This is a genomic window from Pilosibacter sp. YYHA0881, assembly GCF_051602715.1.
GTDB lineage: Bacteria > Bacillota > Clostridia > Lachnospirales > Lachnospiraceae > Alitiscatomonas > Alitiscatomonas aceti.
Genome location: NZ_CP175657.1, coordinates 3,438,814 through 3,457,449, shown reverse-complemented (window position 1 = coordinate 3,457,449; position 18,636 = coordinate 3,438,814). Strand labels below are relative to the sequence as shown.

Annotated in this window: 17 protein-coding genes; all 17 read right to left on the bottom strand. The window is 53.6% G+C overall.

Translation table 11 applies throughout. The annotated features are described in order from the left end of the window. A partial coding sequence (locus ACI6NM_RS16305) for an ATP-binding cassette domain-containing protein (RefSeq protein ID WP_438501011.1) occupies positions 1–829 on the bottom strand: 829 nt, incomplete at its 3' end. 12 nt (positions 830–841) lie between these two features. Continuing rightward, positions 842–1,735 (bottom strand): ABC transporter permease, encoded by an 894-nt coding sequence (locus ACI6NM_RS16300; protein ID WP_418539452.1) that lies wholly within the window; start codon positions 1,733–1,735, stop codon positions 842–844. 16 nt (positions 1,736–1,751) lie between these two features. Further along, positions 1,752–2,681, bottom strand: a complete 930-nt coding sequence (gene nikB, locus ACI6NM_RS16295) for a nickel ABC transporter permease (RefSeq protein ID WP_022272169.1) — start codon at positions 2,679–2,681, stop codon at positions 1,752–1,754. A gap of 111 nt (positions 2,682–2,792) precedes the next feature. Next, entirely contained in the window at positions 2,793–4,385 is a 1,593-nt protein-coding gene (locus tag ACI6NM_RS16290) for an ABC transporter substrate-binding protein (RefSeq protein WP_215653851.1), read from the bottom strand. A 186-nt stretch (positions 4,386–4,571) separates the two neighbouring features. Further along, positions 4,572–4,796, bottom strand: coding sequence for a hypothetical protein (locus ACI6NM_RS16285; RefSeq protein WP_262427991.1), 225 nt, complete (start codon positions 4,794–4,796; stop codon positions 4,572–4,574). Positions 4,797–4,876: 80 nt separating this feature from the next. Next, entirely contained in the window at positions 4,877–5,827 is a 951-nt protein-coding gene (locus ACI6NM_RS16280) for an ABC transporter ATP-binding protein (RefSeq protein ID WP_022272166.1), read from the bottom strand. Further along, on the bottom strand, positions 5,824–6,855 hold the full coding sequence (locus ACI6NM_RS16275; protein WP_418539453.1) for an ABC transporter ATP-binding protein: 1,032 nt from the start codon (positions 6,853–6,855) through the stop codon (positions 5,824–5,826). The genes ACI6NM_RS16280 and ACI6NM_RS16275 overlap by 4 nt, the downstream gene beginning before the upstream one ends. A gap of 12 nt (positions 6,856–6,867) precedes the next feature. Beyond that, the gene (locus ACI6NM_RS16270; protein WP_418539452.1) at positions 6,868–7,761 is read right to left on the bottom strand and encodes an ABC transporter permease; all 894 of its coding nucleotides are present in this window, start codon (positions 7,759–7,761) and stop codon (positions 6,868–6,870) included. A gap of 16 nt (positions 7,762–7,777) precedes the next feature. Then, positions 7,778–8,707: a nickel ABC transporter permease gene (nikB, locus tag ACI6NM_RS16265; protein ID WP_022272169.1), complete on the bottom strand. Its 930-nt coding sequence runs from the start codon at positions 8,705–8,707 to the stop codon at positions 7,778–7,780. Between the two features lie 111 nt (positions 8,708–8,818). Further along, positions 8,819–10,411 (bottom strand): ABC transporter substrate-binding protein, encoded by a 1,593-nt coding sequence (locus ACI6NM_RS16260; RefSeq protein WP_215653851.1) that lies wholly within the window; start codon positions 10,409–10,411, stop codon positions 8,819–8,821. A gap of 186 nt (positions 10,412–10,597) precedes the next feature. Further along, positions 10,598–10,822 (bottom strand): hypothetical protein, encoded by a 225-nt coding sequence (locus tag ACI6NM_RS16255; protein WP_262427991.1) that lies wholly within the window; start codon positions 10,820–10,822, stop codon positions 10,598–10,600. 80 nt (positions 10,823–10,902) lie between these two features. Then, positions 10,903–11,853, bottom strand: a complete 951-nt coding sequence (locus tag ACI6NM_RS16250; RefSeq protein WP_022272166.1) for an ABC transporter ATP-binding protein — start codon at positions 11,851–11,853, stop codon at positions 10,903–10,905. Then, positions 11,850–12,881 carry an ABC transporter ATP-binding protein gene (locus tag ACI6NM_RS16245; protein WP_418539453.1) on the bottom strand — a complete coding sequence of 344 codons (1,032 nt, stop codon included), beginning with the start codon at positions 12,879–12,881 and terminating at the stop codon, positions 11,850–11,852. The genes ACI6NM_RS16250 and ACI6NM_RS16245 overlap by 4 nt, the downstream gene beginning before the upstream one ends. A 12-nt stretch (positions 12,882–12,893) precedes the next feature. Beyond that, entirely contained in the window at positions 12,894–13,787 is an 894-nt protein-coding gene (locus ACI6NM_RS16240; RefSeq protein WP_418539452.1) for an ABC transporter permease, read from the bottom strand. A 16-nt stretch (positions 13,788–13,803) separates the two neighbouring features. Then, positions 13,804–14,733 carry a nickel ABC transporter permease gene (nikB, locus tag ACI6NM_RS16235; RefSeq protein WP_022272169.1) on the bottom strand — a complete coding sequence of 310 codons (930 nt, stop codon included), beginning with the start codon at positions 14,731–14,733 and terminating at the stop codon, positions 13,804–13,806. Positions 14,734–14,839: 106 nt separating this feature from the next. After that, positions 14,840–16,450, bottom strand: coding sequence for an ABC transporter substrate-binding protein (locus tag ACI6NM_RS16230; RefSeq protein ID WP_158360091.1), 1,611 nt, complete (start codon positions 16,448–16,450; stop codon positions 14,840–14,842). 554 nt (positions 16,451–17,004) lie between these two features. Then, entirely contained in the window at positions 17,005–18,618 is a 1,614-nt protein-coding gene (locus ACI6NM_RS16225) for an ABC transporter substrate-binding protein (RefSeq protein WP_158360092.1), read from the bottom strand. Between the last annotated feature and the right edge of the window lie 18 nt (positions 18,619–18,636).

Sequence of the window (18,636 nt, the reverse complement as noted above, 5' to 3'; positions counted from 1 at the left end):
CCTGCCGGTTCTCAAGGTTCGGCAGGGAGTTGAACAGGCCCTCTGTATACGGGTGGCGGGTATTCTTGAAGATATCCTCCAGGGTCCCGTGCTCGATGACACGCCCTGCGTATACCACCGATACCTCGTCACAGATCTCGGCCACGATCCCCAGGTCATGGGTGATCATTAACATCGAGGTGTTGTATTTGTCACGCAGGCCCTTCATCATCTCCAGCACCTGCGCCTGGATCGTCACGTCCAGGGCCGTCGTCGGCTCGTCCGCGATCAGAAGCTCCGGGTTGCACGCAAGCGCCATGGCGATGACCACCCGCTGCTTCATTCCGCCGGAGAACTGGTGCGGGTACTCGCCTCCGCGGCTTCCGGGGATCCCTACTAACTCCAGCATCTCCCTGGCCTTCTGCATCGGGTCCACGTCTTTTTCATGGAGCTTGATGACCTCTGCGATCTGCTCCTCTACCGTCATGACCGGGTCTAAGGAGGTCATGGGATCCTGGAAGATCATGGCTACTTTCTTTCCCCGGATGTCCTGCATCTCTTTTTCACTCATGGAAAGGATGTCCTGGCCGTCCAGCTTGATGCTTCCGTCCACGATCACTCCCGGCGGGTCCGGGATCAGCCGTAACAGGGACAGGCCCGTCGTCGTCTTTCCGGCTCCCGTCTCTCCTACCAGGCCCAGGGTCTTTCCTCTCCCGATCTCAAGGTCCAGGCCGTTTAATGCCTGCACCACTCCGTAGTCCGTGCGGAATTCCACCACCAGGTTCTTGATCTCTGCGGTCAGGTCCTTCCCCCCGGTCTTCTTGTTTTCGATTTTTACATTTTCGCTCATCTTGCTACCCCCTTAACGCAGTCTCGGATCAAGTGCATCACGAAGTCCGTCACCCAGAAGGTTGAGTGAGAGGATCGTGGTCATGATTGCAAGGCCCGGGAACAGGCACATGTAGCTGTAGTCACGGATGTAGGCACGGGCTCCGGAGAGCATTGCGCCCCACTCCGGTCTCGGCGCCGGGATTCCCAGTCCGATGAAGGAAAGGCCTGCGATGGAAAGGATCACCGATGCCACCTGTAAGGTCGTCTGCACGATGATCGGCGCAAGGCTGTTGGGCAGCACCTCATGGAAGATGATCGTCGCATCCTTCGCCCCGATGGCCCTTGCTGCCTCCACGTAGTCGGCGTCACGGGCTGTGATGACCGCTCCGCGCACGACACGGGAGAACGTCGGGATCGAGGATACCGCCTGCGCGATGACAAGGTTCGGGATGGAGTTTCCAAGGGATGCCACGATACAGATCGCAAGCAGCGTTCCGGGGATCGCAAGGAAGATGTCCATGATACGCATGATGATCATGTCCGTCTTTCCTCCGAAGTATCCGGCTGCCGCTCCCAGGATCAGGCCCACGGTCAGGGAAACTGCCACGGTCACCACTCCGATGGAAAGGGAAACGGTGGAACCGTACATGACACGCAGTAGGATGTCACGGCCCATCTCGTCCGTTCCGAACCAGTGGTTTGCACTGGGCGCCTGGAGGGCCTCACTGTAATTGGTCTTGATCACCTGCGTTTCATAGTCGATCAGGATCGGAGAAAGGATCGCCATCAGCGTCAGCAGTGCAACGATCACGAGTCCGAGGACTGCCGTCTTGTTCCGGCAGAGACGCTTCCAGACTTCTACGAACTGACTCTTCTTCTTGATGTCAGCAGGTGCATTTACATTTTTTGCAGAAGCATTGCTCATTACTGTCTTCCCCTCCTTACTTATACTGTGCTTTGATTCGCGGATCGATGAAGCCGTAGATCAGGTCTACGATCAGGTTGATCACCGCGAAGCTGAGTGCAAAGATGATGATGCAGCCCATGACCGACGGGATGTCACGGCCCTGGATGGACTGGATCATGTAACGGCCGATCCCCGGCCATGCGAACACGCTCTCGGTCAGTACGGAACCGCCTAACATTCCTCCGATCTGGAGGCCGATGACCGTTGTCGTCGGGATCAGCGCATTCCTTAAGGCATGGCGGGTGATGACCTCCTTCTCCGGAAGGCCTTTTGCACGCACAGTACGGATGTAGTCCTGGCGGATCGTCTCAAGCATGGAGCTTCTGGTGGTACGGGCGATGGATGCCATGTGCATGAAGCCTAACGCGATGGACGGCAGCACAAGGCTCTTGATCCCCTGGTCTGCTCCGGATACCGGGAACCAGCCCAGCTTTACAGAGAAGAACAGGATCAGCAGGAGGCCCATCCAGAATACGGGCATTGAGATACCCAGGAGGGATATGAACATGCTGATGCCATCGAACAGCGTGTTCTGCTTGATGGCCGCGATGATTCCTAACGGAAGTGCCAGTAAGATGGCTACCACAGTGGAGGTAAGCGCTAACATCGCCGTATTTGGCAGACGGGCCCATACCTCTTCTCCTACCGGATCACGGGTCTTATAGGAGGTTCCCAGGTCTCCCTGACAGAGGCCCAGCATGTAGTTTACGTAACGGACAATGAACGGGTCATTTAAGCCCATTTCCTCCCGGAACGCCTCGATATCTTCGGGACGTGCCTGCTCACCCAGAGCAGCCTTGGCAGGATCACCAGGAGCCAAATCAAGGATAAAGAATACGAGCAGTGATACTCCGACCAGTACCGGGATCAGTGCCAGAAGACGTTTGATTATAAACTTGATCATATGGTGCGATCCTCTCCCCTCTACATAAATTTTAATCAAAACAGGGACCGGCCTTTCAAGGCCAGGTCCCCAGCCTCTTTTAAAGATTCATCTGAGAGCTGTGCGTCTGGATTATTCGCTCCAGCTCAGCTCACTGATGTACATACCGCCGCTCGGGCTCATCTTAAAGCCTTCAAGTCCCTTTGCATATGCGCGTACGTTGTTCTTTAAGTAGATCGGAACCTGTGTGCAGGTATCGTTCAGAGCCTTGCTCAGCTCGGTAACAACCTTCAGGTTTTCTTCCGGATCCAGCGTAGCTTTCACCTTATCGATGAGAGCATCGATCTCCGGATCGTTCAGACGGGTCTTGTTGGAACCGCCGATGGATTTGGAATGGTAAACACCCATGGAGTGTGCCAGAACATCGCTGGAGGTATATCCGCCGATGGCAGCCTGGTAATCGCCTGCAGATGTCTTATCCAGGTATGTAGCAAGGTCCATGGACTCCAGAGTGATATCAATGCCCAGGTTTTCCTTTAAGGAGGACTGGATCACCTGTCCGGCACGGAGCTTTGTATCGTCAGAGCAGATCAGAGCGAAGCCGCAGTCTGCCGGATTTAAGCCGGATGCTGCCAGGTACTCTTTTGCCTTCTCCGGGTCATAGGTGGGAGCTCCGTCAGTCACAACGCCCGGGAAGCACTCCGGAAGCATGCTGTCAGATACGGAACCCTGTCCGTTTAAGGCAACCTGTACCACTGCGTTCTTATCAATAGCAGCGTCAATGGCGCGGCGGAAATCCACGTTATCGAAGGGAGCCTTCTCATTATTTACCATCATCCAGTTATGGCCTGTACCCGGATCGTTGACTGTAACGATATCCGGGTTGTCCTGTAAACGGGAAAGGTCTGTGGACTCAACCTCGATGATCATGTCCACTTCGCCGGCCTCAAGGGCCATGGTACGGGAGGAGCCCTCCGGAATGATCTTCCAGATCACGTGCTTGATGGCCGGAACCTCTCCCCAGTAATCCTCATTGGCTTCCAGCTCAATGCTCTCACCCTTGTTCCATGCAACAAATTTGTATGGGCCGGTGCCGATGGGCTCTTTGTTGAAGTCATGTCCGCTGGCGATCAGGTCTGCCGGAAGGATGGCGTTGCCGTGGTGGCTCAGATCTGTAAGAAGACCGGAGTGCGGGCCGTTGGTTGTGATCTTAACTGTATAGTCGTCGATCACTTCAACGGATTCCACTGCGTCGCCGTACTGGGAAACCTGCGGGGATTCCTTACAAAGTTCCAGGGAAGCTTTTACGTCGGCGGCCTTCACTTCCTGGCCATTGTGGAATTTCACGCCCTGTCTCAGCTTGAATACCCACTCGGTATCGCTTACGATCTCATAGGATTCTGCTAAAGCCGGCTGCGGTGTTAAGTCCGCGCTGGAATAGAACAGGCCTTCATGGGTCATCTGGTTGATATAGTCACCAGCCGTCGCATTGTGCAGATTCGTGGTAACACTGGGTGTTTCATTGGCAGTTGCAATGATCAGAGTATCCTTGGAAGAAGTTCCCTTGGATCCAGAATCCTTGCCAGCCTCAGCTGTGGTCTCTTTGGAGTCGCCTGCCGGTTTTGAATCTGCACCGGAGTCCTTGGAGCCGCAGCCTGTGAACAGGGCAACAGCAGCAGAAAGAACCATTACCGGCACTAAACCGCGCATAAGTTTTTTCGTCATTCTCTCTCACCTCATAATTATATTTGCATGACCTATGGTCAAATGCACGAAATAAAAAATACTTTGTCCATACCCCATATGGGCATATTATCTATTTTGCACAAATGTTTTGGGCAACTTTTGCCATTTTATCACAATTTATTATAGAAATCAAGCATAAATTATGGGTGTATTCATTAATTTTATCTATATTTCATGATTCTTTCCCTGGATCCGGACATTTCCCCCAACTCCACATAGAAAATTTCCCACGAACCATTCCCTTTTTTTTCCTGTTTTTTCAACAAAATACACAACCTTACAATTTCCTTTTCCTGTTCCCTGCATCCAGCCCTGCAAGGATACTCTGGACCACCATATCCCTTTTCTCTCCTTTTCCCACAAACGCCTTATGCCTCTTCTTTCATCCATATTTTCCCACATCCAGTACCAAAAAGATATAATGCAAAAAAGACCGGAACTCCCATAAAAGAGTTCCGGCCTTATAAAGCCTAGTCGGTAAGGAAGCAGGACACGAAGTGGCCCGGGCTGATTTCCTTCAGCTGCGGCTCCTCCGAGCGGCAGCGGTCCGTCGCATACGGACACCGGTTCGCAAAACGGCATGCCTTCGGCGGCTCGATGGGCGAGGTAATCTCTCCCTTTAACAGGATCCTCTCCCTCCGGTTGTCCAGGGACGGGATCGGGATCGCTGATAACAGCGCCTGGGTATACGGGTGCGTCGGGTGGGCAAACAGCTCCTCTGACGGCGCCTTCTCGATCAGCTTTCCAAGATACATAACCGCGATGTCGTCCGAGAAATGGTTTACCACGGACAGGTCATGGGTGATGAACATGTAGGTCAGACCCATCTTGTTCTGCAGCTGCTTCATCAGGTTCAGGATCTGCGCCTGGATCGATACGTCCAGGGCGGATACCGGCTCGTCACACACGATGAACTTCGGGTTTAACGCCAGTGCCCTCGCGATCCCGATCCTCTGGCGGCGGCCTCCGTCCAGCTCGTGGGGGTATGTGTTGATCAGACGGTCTGCAAGGCCTACCGTCTCCATCAACTCACGCACACGGTCCATCTGCTCGTTCTTGTCCGTGATGATCTTGTTGATCTTTAACGGATCCGCGATGATCTGGCTGATGGTCTTACGCGGGTTTAAGCTGGAGAACGGGTCCTGGAAGATGATCTGCATGTCTGTACGTTTCTTTCGCATCTCCTCCGCAGACAGCTTCACCACATCCTGGCCCTCGAACAGCACCTCGCCGGCCGTCGGCTCGATCAGACGCAGGATCGCACGGCCTGTGGTGGACTTTCCGCAGCCGGACTCGCCTACCACGCCCAACGTCTTTCCTTTTTCGATCGTAAAGGTGACATCATCCACGGCGTGCAGCATCCCCTTCGGGGTTTTGAAATACTTTCTGAGATTTTTTACTTCAAGCAGCGGCTGGCTCATCGAATGTTCACCTTCCCTTCATGGATGTTGTCTTTATTGTACAGGTGGCACTCCACATAGTGGGTATCGTTCCGGTACGTCCTCGGCGGCTTCTGCGTCTTGCAGATCTCCATCGCATACTCGCATCTCGGGCAGAACGCGCATCCCTTCGGCAGGTTGCTGGGATCCGGCATCAGGCCCTTGATGGGCTTTAACTCTGCCTGCCGGTTCTCAAGGTTCGGCAGGGAGTTGAACAGGCCCTCTGTATACGGGTGGCGGGTATTCTTGAAGATATCCTCCAGGGTCCCGTGCTCGATGACACGCCCTGCGTATACCACCGATACCTCGTCACAGATCTCGGCCACGATCCCCAGGTCATGGGTGATCATTAACATCGAGGTGTTGTATTTGTCACGCAGGCCCTTCATCATCTCCAGCACCTGCGCCTGGATCGTCACGTCCAGGGCCGTCGTCGGCTCGTCCGCGATCAGAAGCTCCGGGTTGCACGCAAGCGCCATGGCGATGACCACCCGCTGCTTCATTCCGCCGGAGAACTGGTGCGGGTACTCGCCTCCGCGGCTTCCGGGGATCCCTACTAACTCCAGCATCTCCCTGGCCTTCTGCATCGGGTCCACGTCTTTTTCATGGAGCTTGATGACCTCTGCGATCTGCTCCTCTACCGTCATGACCGGGTCTAAGGAGGTCATGGGATCCTGGAAGATCATGGCTACTTTCTTTCCCCGGATGTCCTGCATCTCTTTTTCACTCATGGAAAGGATGTCCTGGCCGTCCAGCTTGATGCTTCCGTCCACGATCACTCCCGGCGGGTCCGGGATCAGCCGTAACAGGGACAGGCCCGTCGTCGTCTTTCCGGCTCCCGTCTCTCCTACCAGGCCCAGGGTCTTTCCTCTCCCGATCTCAAGGTCCAGGCCGTTTAATGCCTGCACCACTCCGTAGTCCGTGCGGAATTCCACCACCAGGTTCTTGATCTCTGCGGTCAGGTCCTTCCCCCCGGTCTTCTTGTTTTCGATTTTTACATTTTCGCTCATCTTGCTACCCCCTTAACGCAGTCTCGGATCAAGTGCATCACGAAGTCCGTCACCCAGAAGGTTGAGTGAGAGGATCGTGGTCATGATTGCAAGGCCCGGGAACAGGCACATGTAGCTGTAGTCACGGATGTAGGCACGGGCTCCGGAGAGCATTGCGCCCCACTCCGGTCTCGGCGCCGGGATTCCCAGTCCGATGAAGGAAAGGCCTGCGATGGAAAGGATCACCGATGCCACCTGTAAGGTCGTCTGCACGATGATCGGCGCAAGGCTGTTGGGCAGCACCTCATGGAAGATGATCGTCGCATCCTTCGCCCCGATGGCCCTTGCTGCCTCCACGTAGTCGGCGTCACGGGCTGTGATGACCGCTCCGCGCACGACACGGGAGAACGTCGGGATCGAGGATACCGCCTGCGCGATGACAAGGTTCGGGATGGAGTTTCCAAGGGATGCCACGATACAGATCGCAAGCAGCGTTCCGGGGATCGCAAGGAAGATGTCCATGATACGCATGATGATCATGTCCGTCTTTCCTCCGAAGTATCCGGCTGCCGCTCCCAGGATCAGGCCCACGGTCAGGGAAACTGCCACGGTCACCACTCCGATGGAAAGGGAAACGGTGGAACCGTACATGACACGCAGTAGGATGTCACGGCCCATCTCGTCCGTTCCGAACCAGTGGTTTGCACTGGGCGCCTGGAGGGCCTCACTGTAATTGGTCTTGATCACCTGCGTTTCATAGTCGATCAGGATCGGAGAAAGGATCGCCATCAGCGTCAGCAGTGCAACGATCACGAGTCCGAGGACTGCCGTCTTGTTCCGGCAGAGACGCTTCCAGACTTCTACGAACTGACTCTTCTTCTTGATGTCAGCAGGTGCATTTACATTTTTTGCAGAAGCATTGCTCATTACTGTCTTCCCCTCCTTACTTATACTGTGCTTTGATTCGCGGATCGATGAAGCCGTAGATCAGGTCTACGATCAGGTTGATCACCGCGAAGCTGAGTGCAAAGATGATGATGCAGCCCATGACCGACGGGATGTCACGGCCCTGGATGGACTGGATCATGTAACGGCCGATCCCCGGCCATGCGAACACGCTCTCGGTCAGTACGGAACCGCCTAACATTCCTCCGATCTGGAGGCCGATGACCGTTGTCGTCGGGATCAGCGCATTCCTTAAGGCATGGCGGGTGATGACCTCCTTCTCCGGAAGGCCTTTTGCACGCACAGTACGGATGTAGTCCTGGCGGATCGTCTCAAGCATGGAGCTTCTGGTGGTACGGGCGATGGATGCCATGTGCATGAAGCCTAACGCGATGGACGGCAGCACAAGGCTCTTGATCCCCTGGTCTGCTCCGGATACCGGGAACCAGCCCAGCTTTACAGAGAAGAACAGGATCAGCAGGAGGCCCATCCAGAATACGGGCATTGAGATACCCAGGAGGGATATGAACATGCTGATGCCATCGAACAGCGTGTTCTGCTTGATGGCCGCGATGATTCCTAACGGAAGTGCCAGTAAGATGGCTACCACAGTGGAGGTAAGCGCTAACATCGCCGTATTTGGCAGACGGGCCCATACCTCTTCTCCTACCGGATCACGGGTCTTATAGGAGGTTCCCAGGTCTCCCTGACAGAGGCCCAGCATGTAGTTTACGTAACGGACAATGAACGGGTCATTTAAGCCCATTTCCTCCCGGAACGCCTCGATATCTTCGGGACGTGCCTGCTCACCCAGAGCAGCCTTGGCAGGATCACCAGGAGCCAAATCAAGGATAAAGAATACGAGCAGTGATACTCCGACCAGTACCGGGATCAGTGCCAGAAGACGTTTGATTATAAACTTGATCATATGGTGCGATCCTCTCCCCTCTACATAAATTTTAATCAAAACAGGGACCGGCCTTTCAAGGCCAGGTCCCCAGCCTCTTTTAAAGATTCATCTGAGAGCTGTGCGTCTGGATTATTCGCTCCAGCTCAGCTCACTGATGTACATACCGCCGCTCGGGCTCATCTTAAAGCCTTCAAGTCCCTTTGCATATGCGCGTACGTTGTTCTTTAAGTAGATCGGAACCTGTGTGCAGGTATCGTTCAGAGCCTTGCTCAGCTCGGTAACAACCTTCAGGTTTTCTTCCGGATCCAGCGTAGCTTTCACCTTATCGATGAGAGCATCGATCTCCGGATCGTTCAGACGGGTCTTGTTGGAACCGCCGATGGATTTGGAATGGTAAACACCCATGGAGTGTGCCAGAACATCGCTGGAGGTATATCCGCCGATGGCAGCCTGGTAATCGCCTGCAGATGTCTTATCCAGGTATGTAGCAAGGTCCATGGACTCCAGAGTGATATCAATGCCCAGGTTTTCCTTTAAGGAGGACTGGATCACCTGTCCGGCACGGAGCTTTGTATCGTCAGAGCAGATCAGAGCGAAGCCGCAGTCTGCCGGATTTAAGCCGGATGCTGCCAGGTACTCTTTTGCCTTCTCCGGGTCATAGGTGGGAGCTCCGTCAGTCACAACGCCCGGGAAGCACTCCGGAAGCATGCTGTCAGATACGGAACCCTGTCCGTTTAAGGCAACCTGTACCACTGCGTTCTTATCAATAGCAGCGTCAATGGCGCGGCGGAAATCCACGTTATCGAAGGGAGCCTTCTCATTATTTACCATCATCCAGTTATGGCCTGTACCCGGATCGTTGACTGTAACGATATCCGGGTTGTCCTGTAAACGGGAAAGGTCTGTGGACTCAACCTCGATGATCATGTCCACTTCGCCGGCCTCAAGGGCCATGGTACGGGAGGAGCCCTCCGGAATGATCTTCCAGATCACGTGCTTGATGGCCGGAACCTCTCCCCAGTAATCCTCATTGGCTTCCAGCTCAATGCTCTCACCCTTGTTCCATGCAACAAATTTGTATGGGCCGGTGCCGATGGGCTCTTTGTTGAAGTCATGTCCGCTGGCGATCAGGTCTGCCGGAAGGATGGCGTTGCCGTGGTGGCTCAGATCTGTAAGAAGACCGGAGTGCGGGCCGTTGGTTGTGATCTTAACTGTATAGTCGTCGATCACTTCAACGGATTCCACTGCGTCGCCGTACTGGGAAACCTGCGGGGATTCCTTACAAAGTTCCAGGGAAGCTTTTACGTCGGCGGCCTTCACTTCCTGGCCATTGTGGAATTTCACGCCCTGTCTCAGCTTGAATACCCACTCGGTATCGCTTACGATCTCATAGGATTCTGCTAAAGCCGGCTGCGGTGTTAAGTCCGCGCTGGAATAGAACAGGCCTTCATGGGTCATCTGGTTGATATAGTCACCAGCCGTCGCATTGTGCAGATTCGTGGTAACACTGGGTGTTTCATTGGCAGTTGCAATGATCAGAGTATCCTTGGAAGAAGTTCCCTTGGATCCAGAATCCTTGCCAGCCTCAGCTGTGGTCTCTTTGGAGTCGCCTGCCGGTTTTGAATCTGCACCGGAGTCCTTGGAGCCGCAGCCTGTGAACAGGGCAACAGCAGCAGAAAGAACCATTACCGGCACTAAACCGCGCATAAGTTTTTTCGTCATTCTCTCTCACCTCATAATTATATTTGCATGACCTATGGTCAAATGCACGAAATAAAAAATACTTTGTCCATACCCCATATGGGCATATTATCTATTTTGCACAAATGTTTTGGGCAACTTTTGCCATTTTATCACAATTTATTATAGAAATCAAGCATAAATTATGGGTGTATTCATTAATTTTATCTATATTTCATGATTCTTTCCCTGGATCCGGACATTTCCCCCAACTCCACATAGAAAATTTCCCACGAACCATTCCCTTTTTTTTCCTGTTTTTTCAACAAAATACACAACCTTACAATTTCCTTTTCCTGTTCCCTGCATCCAGCCCTGCAAGGATACTCTGGACCACCATATCCCTTTTCTCTCCTTTTCCCACAAACGCCTTATGCCTCTTCTTTCATCCATATTTTCCCACATCCAGTACCAAAAAGATATAATGCAAAAAAGACCGGAACTCCCATAAAAGAGTTCCGGCCTTATAAAGCCTAGTCGGTAAGGAAGCAGGACACGAAGTGGCCCGGGCTGATTTCCTTCAGCTGCGGCTCCTCCGAGCGGCAGCGGTCCGTCGCATACGGACACCGGTTCGCAAAACGGCATGCCTTCGGCGGCTCGATGGGCGAGGTAATCTCTCCCTTTAACAGGATCCTCTCCCTCCGGTTGTCCAGGGACGGGATCGGGATCGCTGATAACAGCGCCTGGGTATACGGGTGCGTCGGGTGGGCAAACAGCTCCTCTGACGGCGCCTTCTCGATCAGCTTTCCAAGATACATAACCGCGATGTCGTCCGAGAAATGGTTTACCACGGACAGGTCATGGGTGATGAACATGTAGGTCAGACCCATCTTGTTCTGCAGCTGCTTCATCAGGTTCAGGATCTGCGCCTGGATCGATACGTCCAGGGCGGATACCGGCTCGTCACACACGATGAACTTCGGGTTTAACGCCAGTGCCCTCGCGATCCCGATCCTCTGGCGGCGGCCTCCGTCCAGCTCGTGGGGGTATGTGTTGATCAGACGGTCTGCAAGGCCTACCGTCTCCATCAACTCACGCACACGGTCCATCTGCTCGTTCTTGTCCGTGATGATCTTGTTGATCTTTAACGGATCCGCGATGATCTGGCTGATGGTCTTACGCGGGTTTAAGCTGGAGAACGGGTCCTGGAAGATGATCTGCATGTCTGTACGTTTCTTTCGCATCTCCTCCGCAGACAGCTTCACCACATCCTGGCCCTCGAACAGCACCTCGCCGGCCGTCGGCTCGATCAGACGCAGGATCGCACGGCCTGTGGTGGACTTTCCGCAGCCGGACTCGCCTACCACGCCCAACGTCTTTCCTTTTTCGATCGTAAAGGTGACATCATCCACGGCGTGCAGCATCCCCTTCGGGGTTTTGAAATACTTTCTGAGATTTTTTACTTCAAGCAGCGGCTGGCTCATCGAATGTTCACCTTCCCTTCATGGATGTTGTCTTTATTGTACAGGTGGCACTCCACATAGTGGGTATCGTTCCGGTACGTCCTCGGCGGCTTCTGCGTCTTGCAGATCTCCATCGCATACTCGCATCTCGGGCAGAACGCGCATCCCTTCGGCAGGTTGCTGGGATCCGGCATCAGGCCCTTGATGGGCTTTAACTCTGCCTGCCGGTTCTCAAGGTTCGGCAGGGAGTTGAACAGGCCCTCTGTATACGGGTGGCGGGTATTCTTGAAGATATCCTCCAGGGTCCCGTGCTCGATGACACGCCCTGCGTATACCACCGATACCTCGTCACAGATCTCGGCCACGATCCCCAGGTCATGGGTGATCATTAACATCGAGGTGTTGTATTTGTCACGCAGGCCCTTCATCATCTCCAGCACCTGCGCCTGGATCGTCACGTCCAGGGCCGTCGTCGGCTCGTCCGCGATCAGAAGCTCCGGGTTGCACGCAAGCGCCATGGCGATGACCACCCGCTGCTTCATTCCGCCGGAGAACTGGTGCGGGTACTCGCCTCCGCGGCTTCCGGGGATCCCTACTAACTCCAGCATCTCCCTGGCCTTCTGCATCGGGTCCACGTCTTTTTCATGGAGCTTGATGACCTCTGCGATCTGCTCCTCTACCGTCATGACCGGGTCTAAGGAGGTCATGGGATCCTGGAAGATCATGGCTACTTTCTTTCCCCGGATGTCCTGCATCTCTTTTTCACTCATGGAAAGGATGTCCTGGCCGTCCAGCTTGATGCTTCCGTCCACGATCACTCCCGGCGGGTCCGGGATCAGCCGTAACAGGGACAGGCCCGTCGTCGTCTTTCCGGCTCCCGTCTCTCCTACCAGGCCCAGGGTCTTTCCTCTCCCGATCTCAAGGTCCAGGCCGTTTAATGCCTGCACCACTCCGTAGTCCGTGCGGAATTCCACCACCAGGTTCTTGATCTCTGCGGTCAGGTCCTTCCCCCCGGTCTTCTTGTTTTCGATTTTTACATTTTCGCTCATCTTGCTACCCCCTTAACGCAGTCTCGGATCAAGTGCATCACGAAGTCCGTCACCCAGAAGGTTGAGTGAGAGGATCGTGGTCATGATTGCAAGGCCCGGGAACAGGCACATGTAGCTGTAGTCACGGATGTAGGCACGGGCTCCGGAGAGCATTGCGCCCCACTCCGGTCTCGGCGCCGGGATTCCCAGTCCGATGAAGGAAAGGCCTGCGATGGAAAGGATCACCGATGCCACCTGTAAGGTCGTCTGCACGATGATCGGCGCAAGGCTGTTGGGCAGCACCTCATGGAAGATGATCGTCGCATCCTTCGCCCCGATGGCCCTTGCTGCCTCCACGTAGTCGGCGTCACGGGCTGTGATGACCGCTCCGCGCACGACACGGGAGAACGTCGGGATCGAGGATACCGCCTGCGCGATGACAAGGTTCGGGATGGAGTTTCCAAGGGATGCCACGATACAGATCGCAAGCAGCGTTCCGGGGATCGCAAGGAAGATGTCCATGATACGCATGATGATCATGTCCGTCTTTCCTCCGAAGTATCCGGCTGCCGCTCCCAGGATCAGGCCCACGGTCAGGGAAACTGCCACGGTCACCACTCCGATGGAAAGGGAAACGGTGGAACCGTACATGACACGCAGTAGGATGTCACGGCCCATCTCGTCCGTTCCGAACCAGTGGTTTGCACTGGGCGCCTGGAGGGCCTCACTGTAATTGGTCTTGATCACCTGCGTTTCATAGTCGATCAGGATCGGAGAAAGGATCGCCATCAGCGTCAGCAGTGCAACGATCACGAGTCCGAGGACTGCCGTCTTGTTCCGGCAGAGACGCTTCCAGACTTCTACGAACTGACTCTTCTTCTTGATGTCAGCAGGTGCATTTACATTTTTTGCAGAAGCATTGCTCATTACTGTCTTCCCCTCCTTACTTATACTGTGCTTTGATTCGCGGATCGATGAAGCCGTAGATCAGGTCTACGATCAGGTTGATCACCGCGAAGCTGAGTGCAAAGATGATGATGCAGCCCATGACCGACGGGATGTCACGGCCCTGGATGGACTGGATCATGTAACGGCCGATCCCCGGCCATGCGAACACGCTCTCGGTCAGTACGGAACCGCCTAACATTCCTCCGATCTGGAGGCCGATGACCGTTGTCGTCGGGATCAGCGCATTCCTTAAGGCATGGCGGGTGATGACCTCCTTCTCCGGAAGGCCTTTTGCACGCACAGTACGGATGTAGTCCTGGCGGATCGTCTCAAGCATGGAGCTTCTGGTGGTACGGGCGATGGATGCCATGTGCATGAAGCCTAACGCGATGGACGGCAGCACAAGGCTCTTGATCCCCTGGTCTGCTCCGGATACCGGGAACCAGCCCAGCTTTACAGAGAAGAACAGGATCAGCAGGAGGCCCATCCAGAATACGGGCATTGAGATACCCAGGAGGGATATGAACATGCTGATGCCATCGAACAGCGTGTTCTGCTTGATGGCCGCGATGATTCCTAACGGAAGTGCCAGTAAGATGGCTACCACAGTGGAGGTAAGCGCTAACATCGCCGTATTTGGCAGACGGGCCCATACCTCTTCTCCTACCGGATCACGGGTCTTATAGGAGGTTCCCAGGTCTCCCTGACAGAGGCCCAGCATGTAGTTTACGTAACGGACAATGAACGGGTCATTTAAGCCCATTTCCTCCCGGAACGCCTCGATATCTTCGGGACGTGCCTGCTCACCCAGAGCAGCCTTGGCAGGATCACCAGGAGCCAAATCAAGGATAAAGAATACGAGCAGTGATACTCCGACCAGTACCGGGATCAGTGCCAGAAGACGTTTGATTATAAACTTGATCATATGGTGCGATCCTCTCCTCTCTACATAAATTTTAATCAAAACAGGGACCGGCCTTCCAGGGGCCAGGTCCCTGTTATCTTCTTAAAGAGTTTACTTCAAATAAAAATTATTCGCTCCAGCTCAGGTCCTCGATGTACATACCGCCGGTCGGGCTCATTGTGAAGCCTTCCAGGCCCTTTGCGTATGCACGTACGTTGTTCTTTAAGTAGAGGGGAACCTGCGGACATATCTCATTCAGAGACTTACTGAGTTCCGTAACGATCTTTACATTTTCCTCCGGATCCAGTGTAGCTTTGATCTTATCAATGAAAGCATCGATCTCCGGATCGTTCAGACGGGTCTTGTTGGAACCGTCGATGGATTTGGAGTGGTAAACGCCCATGCAGTGAGCTAATACGTCGCTGGAGGTGTATCCGCCGATGGCAGCCTGGTAATCACCTACTGCGGTCTTATCCAGGTATGTAGCAAGGTCCATGGACTCCAGCGTCACGTCGATGCCCAGGTTTTCCTTTAAGGAGGACTGGATCACCTGTCCGGCACGGAGCTTTGTATCGTCGGAGCAGATAATAGAGAAGGTGCAGTCTGCCGGGCTTAAGCCGGATGCTGCCAGATACTCTTTTGCTTTCTCCGGATCATAGGTGGGAGCACCGTCTGTCACAACGCCCGGGAAACATTCCGGAAGCATGCTGTCAGATACGGAACCCTGTCCATTTAAAGCAACCTGTACCACTGCGTTCTTATCAACAGCAGCGTCGATGGCGCGGCGGAAGTCCACGTTATCGAAGGGAGCCTTCTCGTTGTTGATCATTACCCAGTTGTGGCCTGTACCAGGCTCGTTGACTGTAACGATATCCGGGTTGTCCTGTAAACGGGAAAGGTCTGTGGACTCAACCTCGATGATCATGTCCACTTCGCCGGCCTCAAGGGCCATGGTACGGGAGGAGCCCTCCGGAATGATCTTCCAGGTCACGTGCTTGATGGCAGGAGCGCCGCCCCAGTAATCCTCATTGGCTTCCAGCTCGATGCTCTCGCCCTTGTTCCATGCCACAAATTTGTATGGGCCGGTACCGATGGGCTCTTTGTTGAAGTCATGTCCGCTGGCGATCAGGTCTGCCGGAAGGATGGCGTTTCCGTGATGGCTCAGGTCTGTAAGAAGCCCGGAGTGCGGGCCGTTTGTTGTGATCTTAACTGTATAGTCATCGATCACTTCAACGGATTCCACTGCGTCACCGTACTGGGAAACCTGCGGGGATTCCTTACAAAGTTCCAGGGAAGCTTTTACGTCGGCGGCCTTCACTTCCTGGCCATTGTGGAATTTCACGCCCTGTCTCAGCTTGAATACCCACTCGGTATCGCTTACGATCTCATAGGATTCAGCCAAAGCCGGCTGCGGTGTTAAATCAACGCTGGAGGTAAACAGCCCCTCATGAGTCATCTGGTTGATATAGTCACCAGCCGTCGCATTATGGAGGTTCGTGGTAACACTGGGAGTCTCATTGGCAGTCGCAATGATCAGGGTATCCTTGGAAGAAGTACCCTTGGATTCAGTTCCCTTGTCTTCGGATGCCGCTGTAGAGCCGGCTGCTTCTGTTTCCTTGGTTTCGCCTGCCGGTTTTGCGTCTGCACCGGAGTCCTTGGAACCACAGCCTGTGAACAGGGCGGCTGCTGCGGAAAGGACCATTACCGGTACTAACCCGCGCATAAGTTTTTTCGTCATACTCTCTCACCTCATAATTATATTTGCATGACCACTGGCCAAATGCATCAATTTTAGAAGACCCTTGTCAGGCATTCATACATCAGCAGATATAGAGCAATGTATTCATTTTGCACAAATATACGTGATTTATGTTCGTCATTTTATCATATTTATCCATATAAATCAAGTATAAATTATATCTATCTTCGTTATTTTTTCCTTTATCCTACGTTTCTCGCTCCCCTCCTCATTATTTTTTTGCCGTGTATAGGGATTTTTTCACAAGTTTCTTCGTATTTATATTTATTTTTTCAATATTTTATATAATTTTCCACATACAGACTGCAAAAGCCTCGAGAATCATCCGGTTTTCAAGCCATCTCTCCTTTCCCCATGAAATCCTCCTTCCGCTCTGCATATCACCAATCCTTCCGTATATCCATTACTTAAAAGTTATGTATTAAGTGAAAGCAGGGACCTGTACCCTTTATGGGGCCAGATCCCTGCTCACTTTTAAAGGTTCATCTGAACGTATATACGTTCATCTGTATGCTTACAGAAGCCACCAATATTTAGTTCTCGCCCCAGCTCATCTGCTCGTAGAATGTGTTTCCGCCTGCGTTCAGATTGAAGCCCTGAAGGCCTTTGGCGTATGCACGCACATTGTTTCTTAAGTATAACGGGATCTGCGGGCAGTTTTCATTCACAGCCTTGCTGAGCTCGGTAACAACCTTTACGTTCTCTTCCGGATCCAGTGTAGCCTGGAGCTTGTCGATCAGCTCATCGATGGCCGGCTCGTTGGTACGGGTCTTGTTGGAACCGTCGATGGATTTGGAGTGGTAAACGCCTACGGCATAGGGAAGAACGCCGCTGGAGGTGTAGCCGCCGATGGATGCCTCATAATCACCTACCGCTGTCTTATCCAGGTATGTAGCAAGGTCCATGGATTCCAGAGTAACGTCGACTCCAAGGTTCTCCTTTAAGGAGGACTGGATCACCTGTCCTGCACGGAGCTTTGTATCATCGGAGCAGATGATCGTGAATCCGCAGTCTGCCGGATTTAAGCCGGATGCCGCCAGATACTCTTTCGCCTTTTCCGGGTCATAGGTCGGAGCTCCGTCGGTCACAACGCCCGGGAAGCTTTCAGCGATCATACTGTCAGATACACTGCCCAGACCGTTTAACGCAACCTGTACCACTGCATTCTTGTCAATGGCAGATGCAAGGGCGCGGCGGAAGTCGATGTTGTCAAAGGGAGCCTTCTCGTTGTTGATCATCAGCCAGTTGTGGGAGGTACCTGCCTCGTTGAAGGTAACAAGATCGGCGTTGTCCTGTAAGCGTGTAAAGTCAGTGGACTCAACCTCGATGATCAGGTCAACCTCGCCAGCCTCAAGGGCCATGGTACGGGAGGAGCCCTCGGGGATCACTTTCCATACAACCTTCTTAATAGCCGGAGCGCCGCCCCAGTAATCTTCAAATGCTTCCAGTTCAAGGCTCTCGCCCTTGTTCCAGGCCACCAGCTTGTATGGGCCTGTGCCGATGGGTTCTTTGTTGAAGTCGTGTCCGCTGGCGATCAGGTCTGCCGGAAGGATCGCGTTTCCGTGATGGCAGAGGTCAGAAAGAAGACCGGACTGCGGGCCGTCTGTTGTCATCTTAATTGTATAATCATCTACTACTTCAATGGTTCCGCTGGAGGTGCCGTACTGGGAAACCTGCGGGGATTCCTTACAAAGCTCCAGAGATGCTTTTACGTCGGCGGCCTTCATCTCCTGGCCATTGTGGAACTTCACGCCCTGTTTCAGCTTGAACACCCATTCGGTATCGCTTACGATCTCATAGGATTCCACAAGACACGGCTGGGGCTCCAGGTTCTCGTCTGTATAGAACAGGCTGTTGTGGGTCATCTGGTTGATATAGTCTCCGGCCACTGCGTTGTGCAGGTTTGTGGTAACACTGGGTGTCTCATTGGCAGTCGCAATGATCAGAGTATCCTTGGAGGAACTTCCCTTGGACTCGGTTTCCTTGTTCTCAGAGGCTGCTGTGGATCCGGCAGCTTCTGTTTCCTTAGAGCCGCCAGCCTGGGTCGTATCTGCGGGAGCCTCTTTGGAGCCACAGCCTGTAAACAGGGCTGCTGCCGCTGAAAGGACCATTACCGGTACTAAGCCGCGCATAAGTTTTTTTGTCATACTCTCTCACCTCATAAT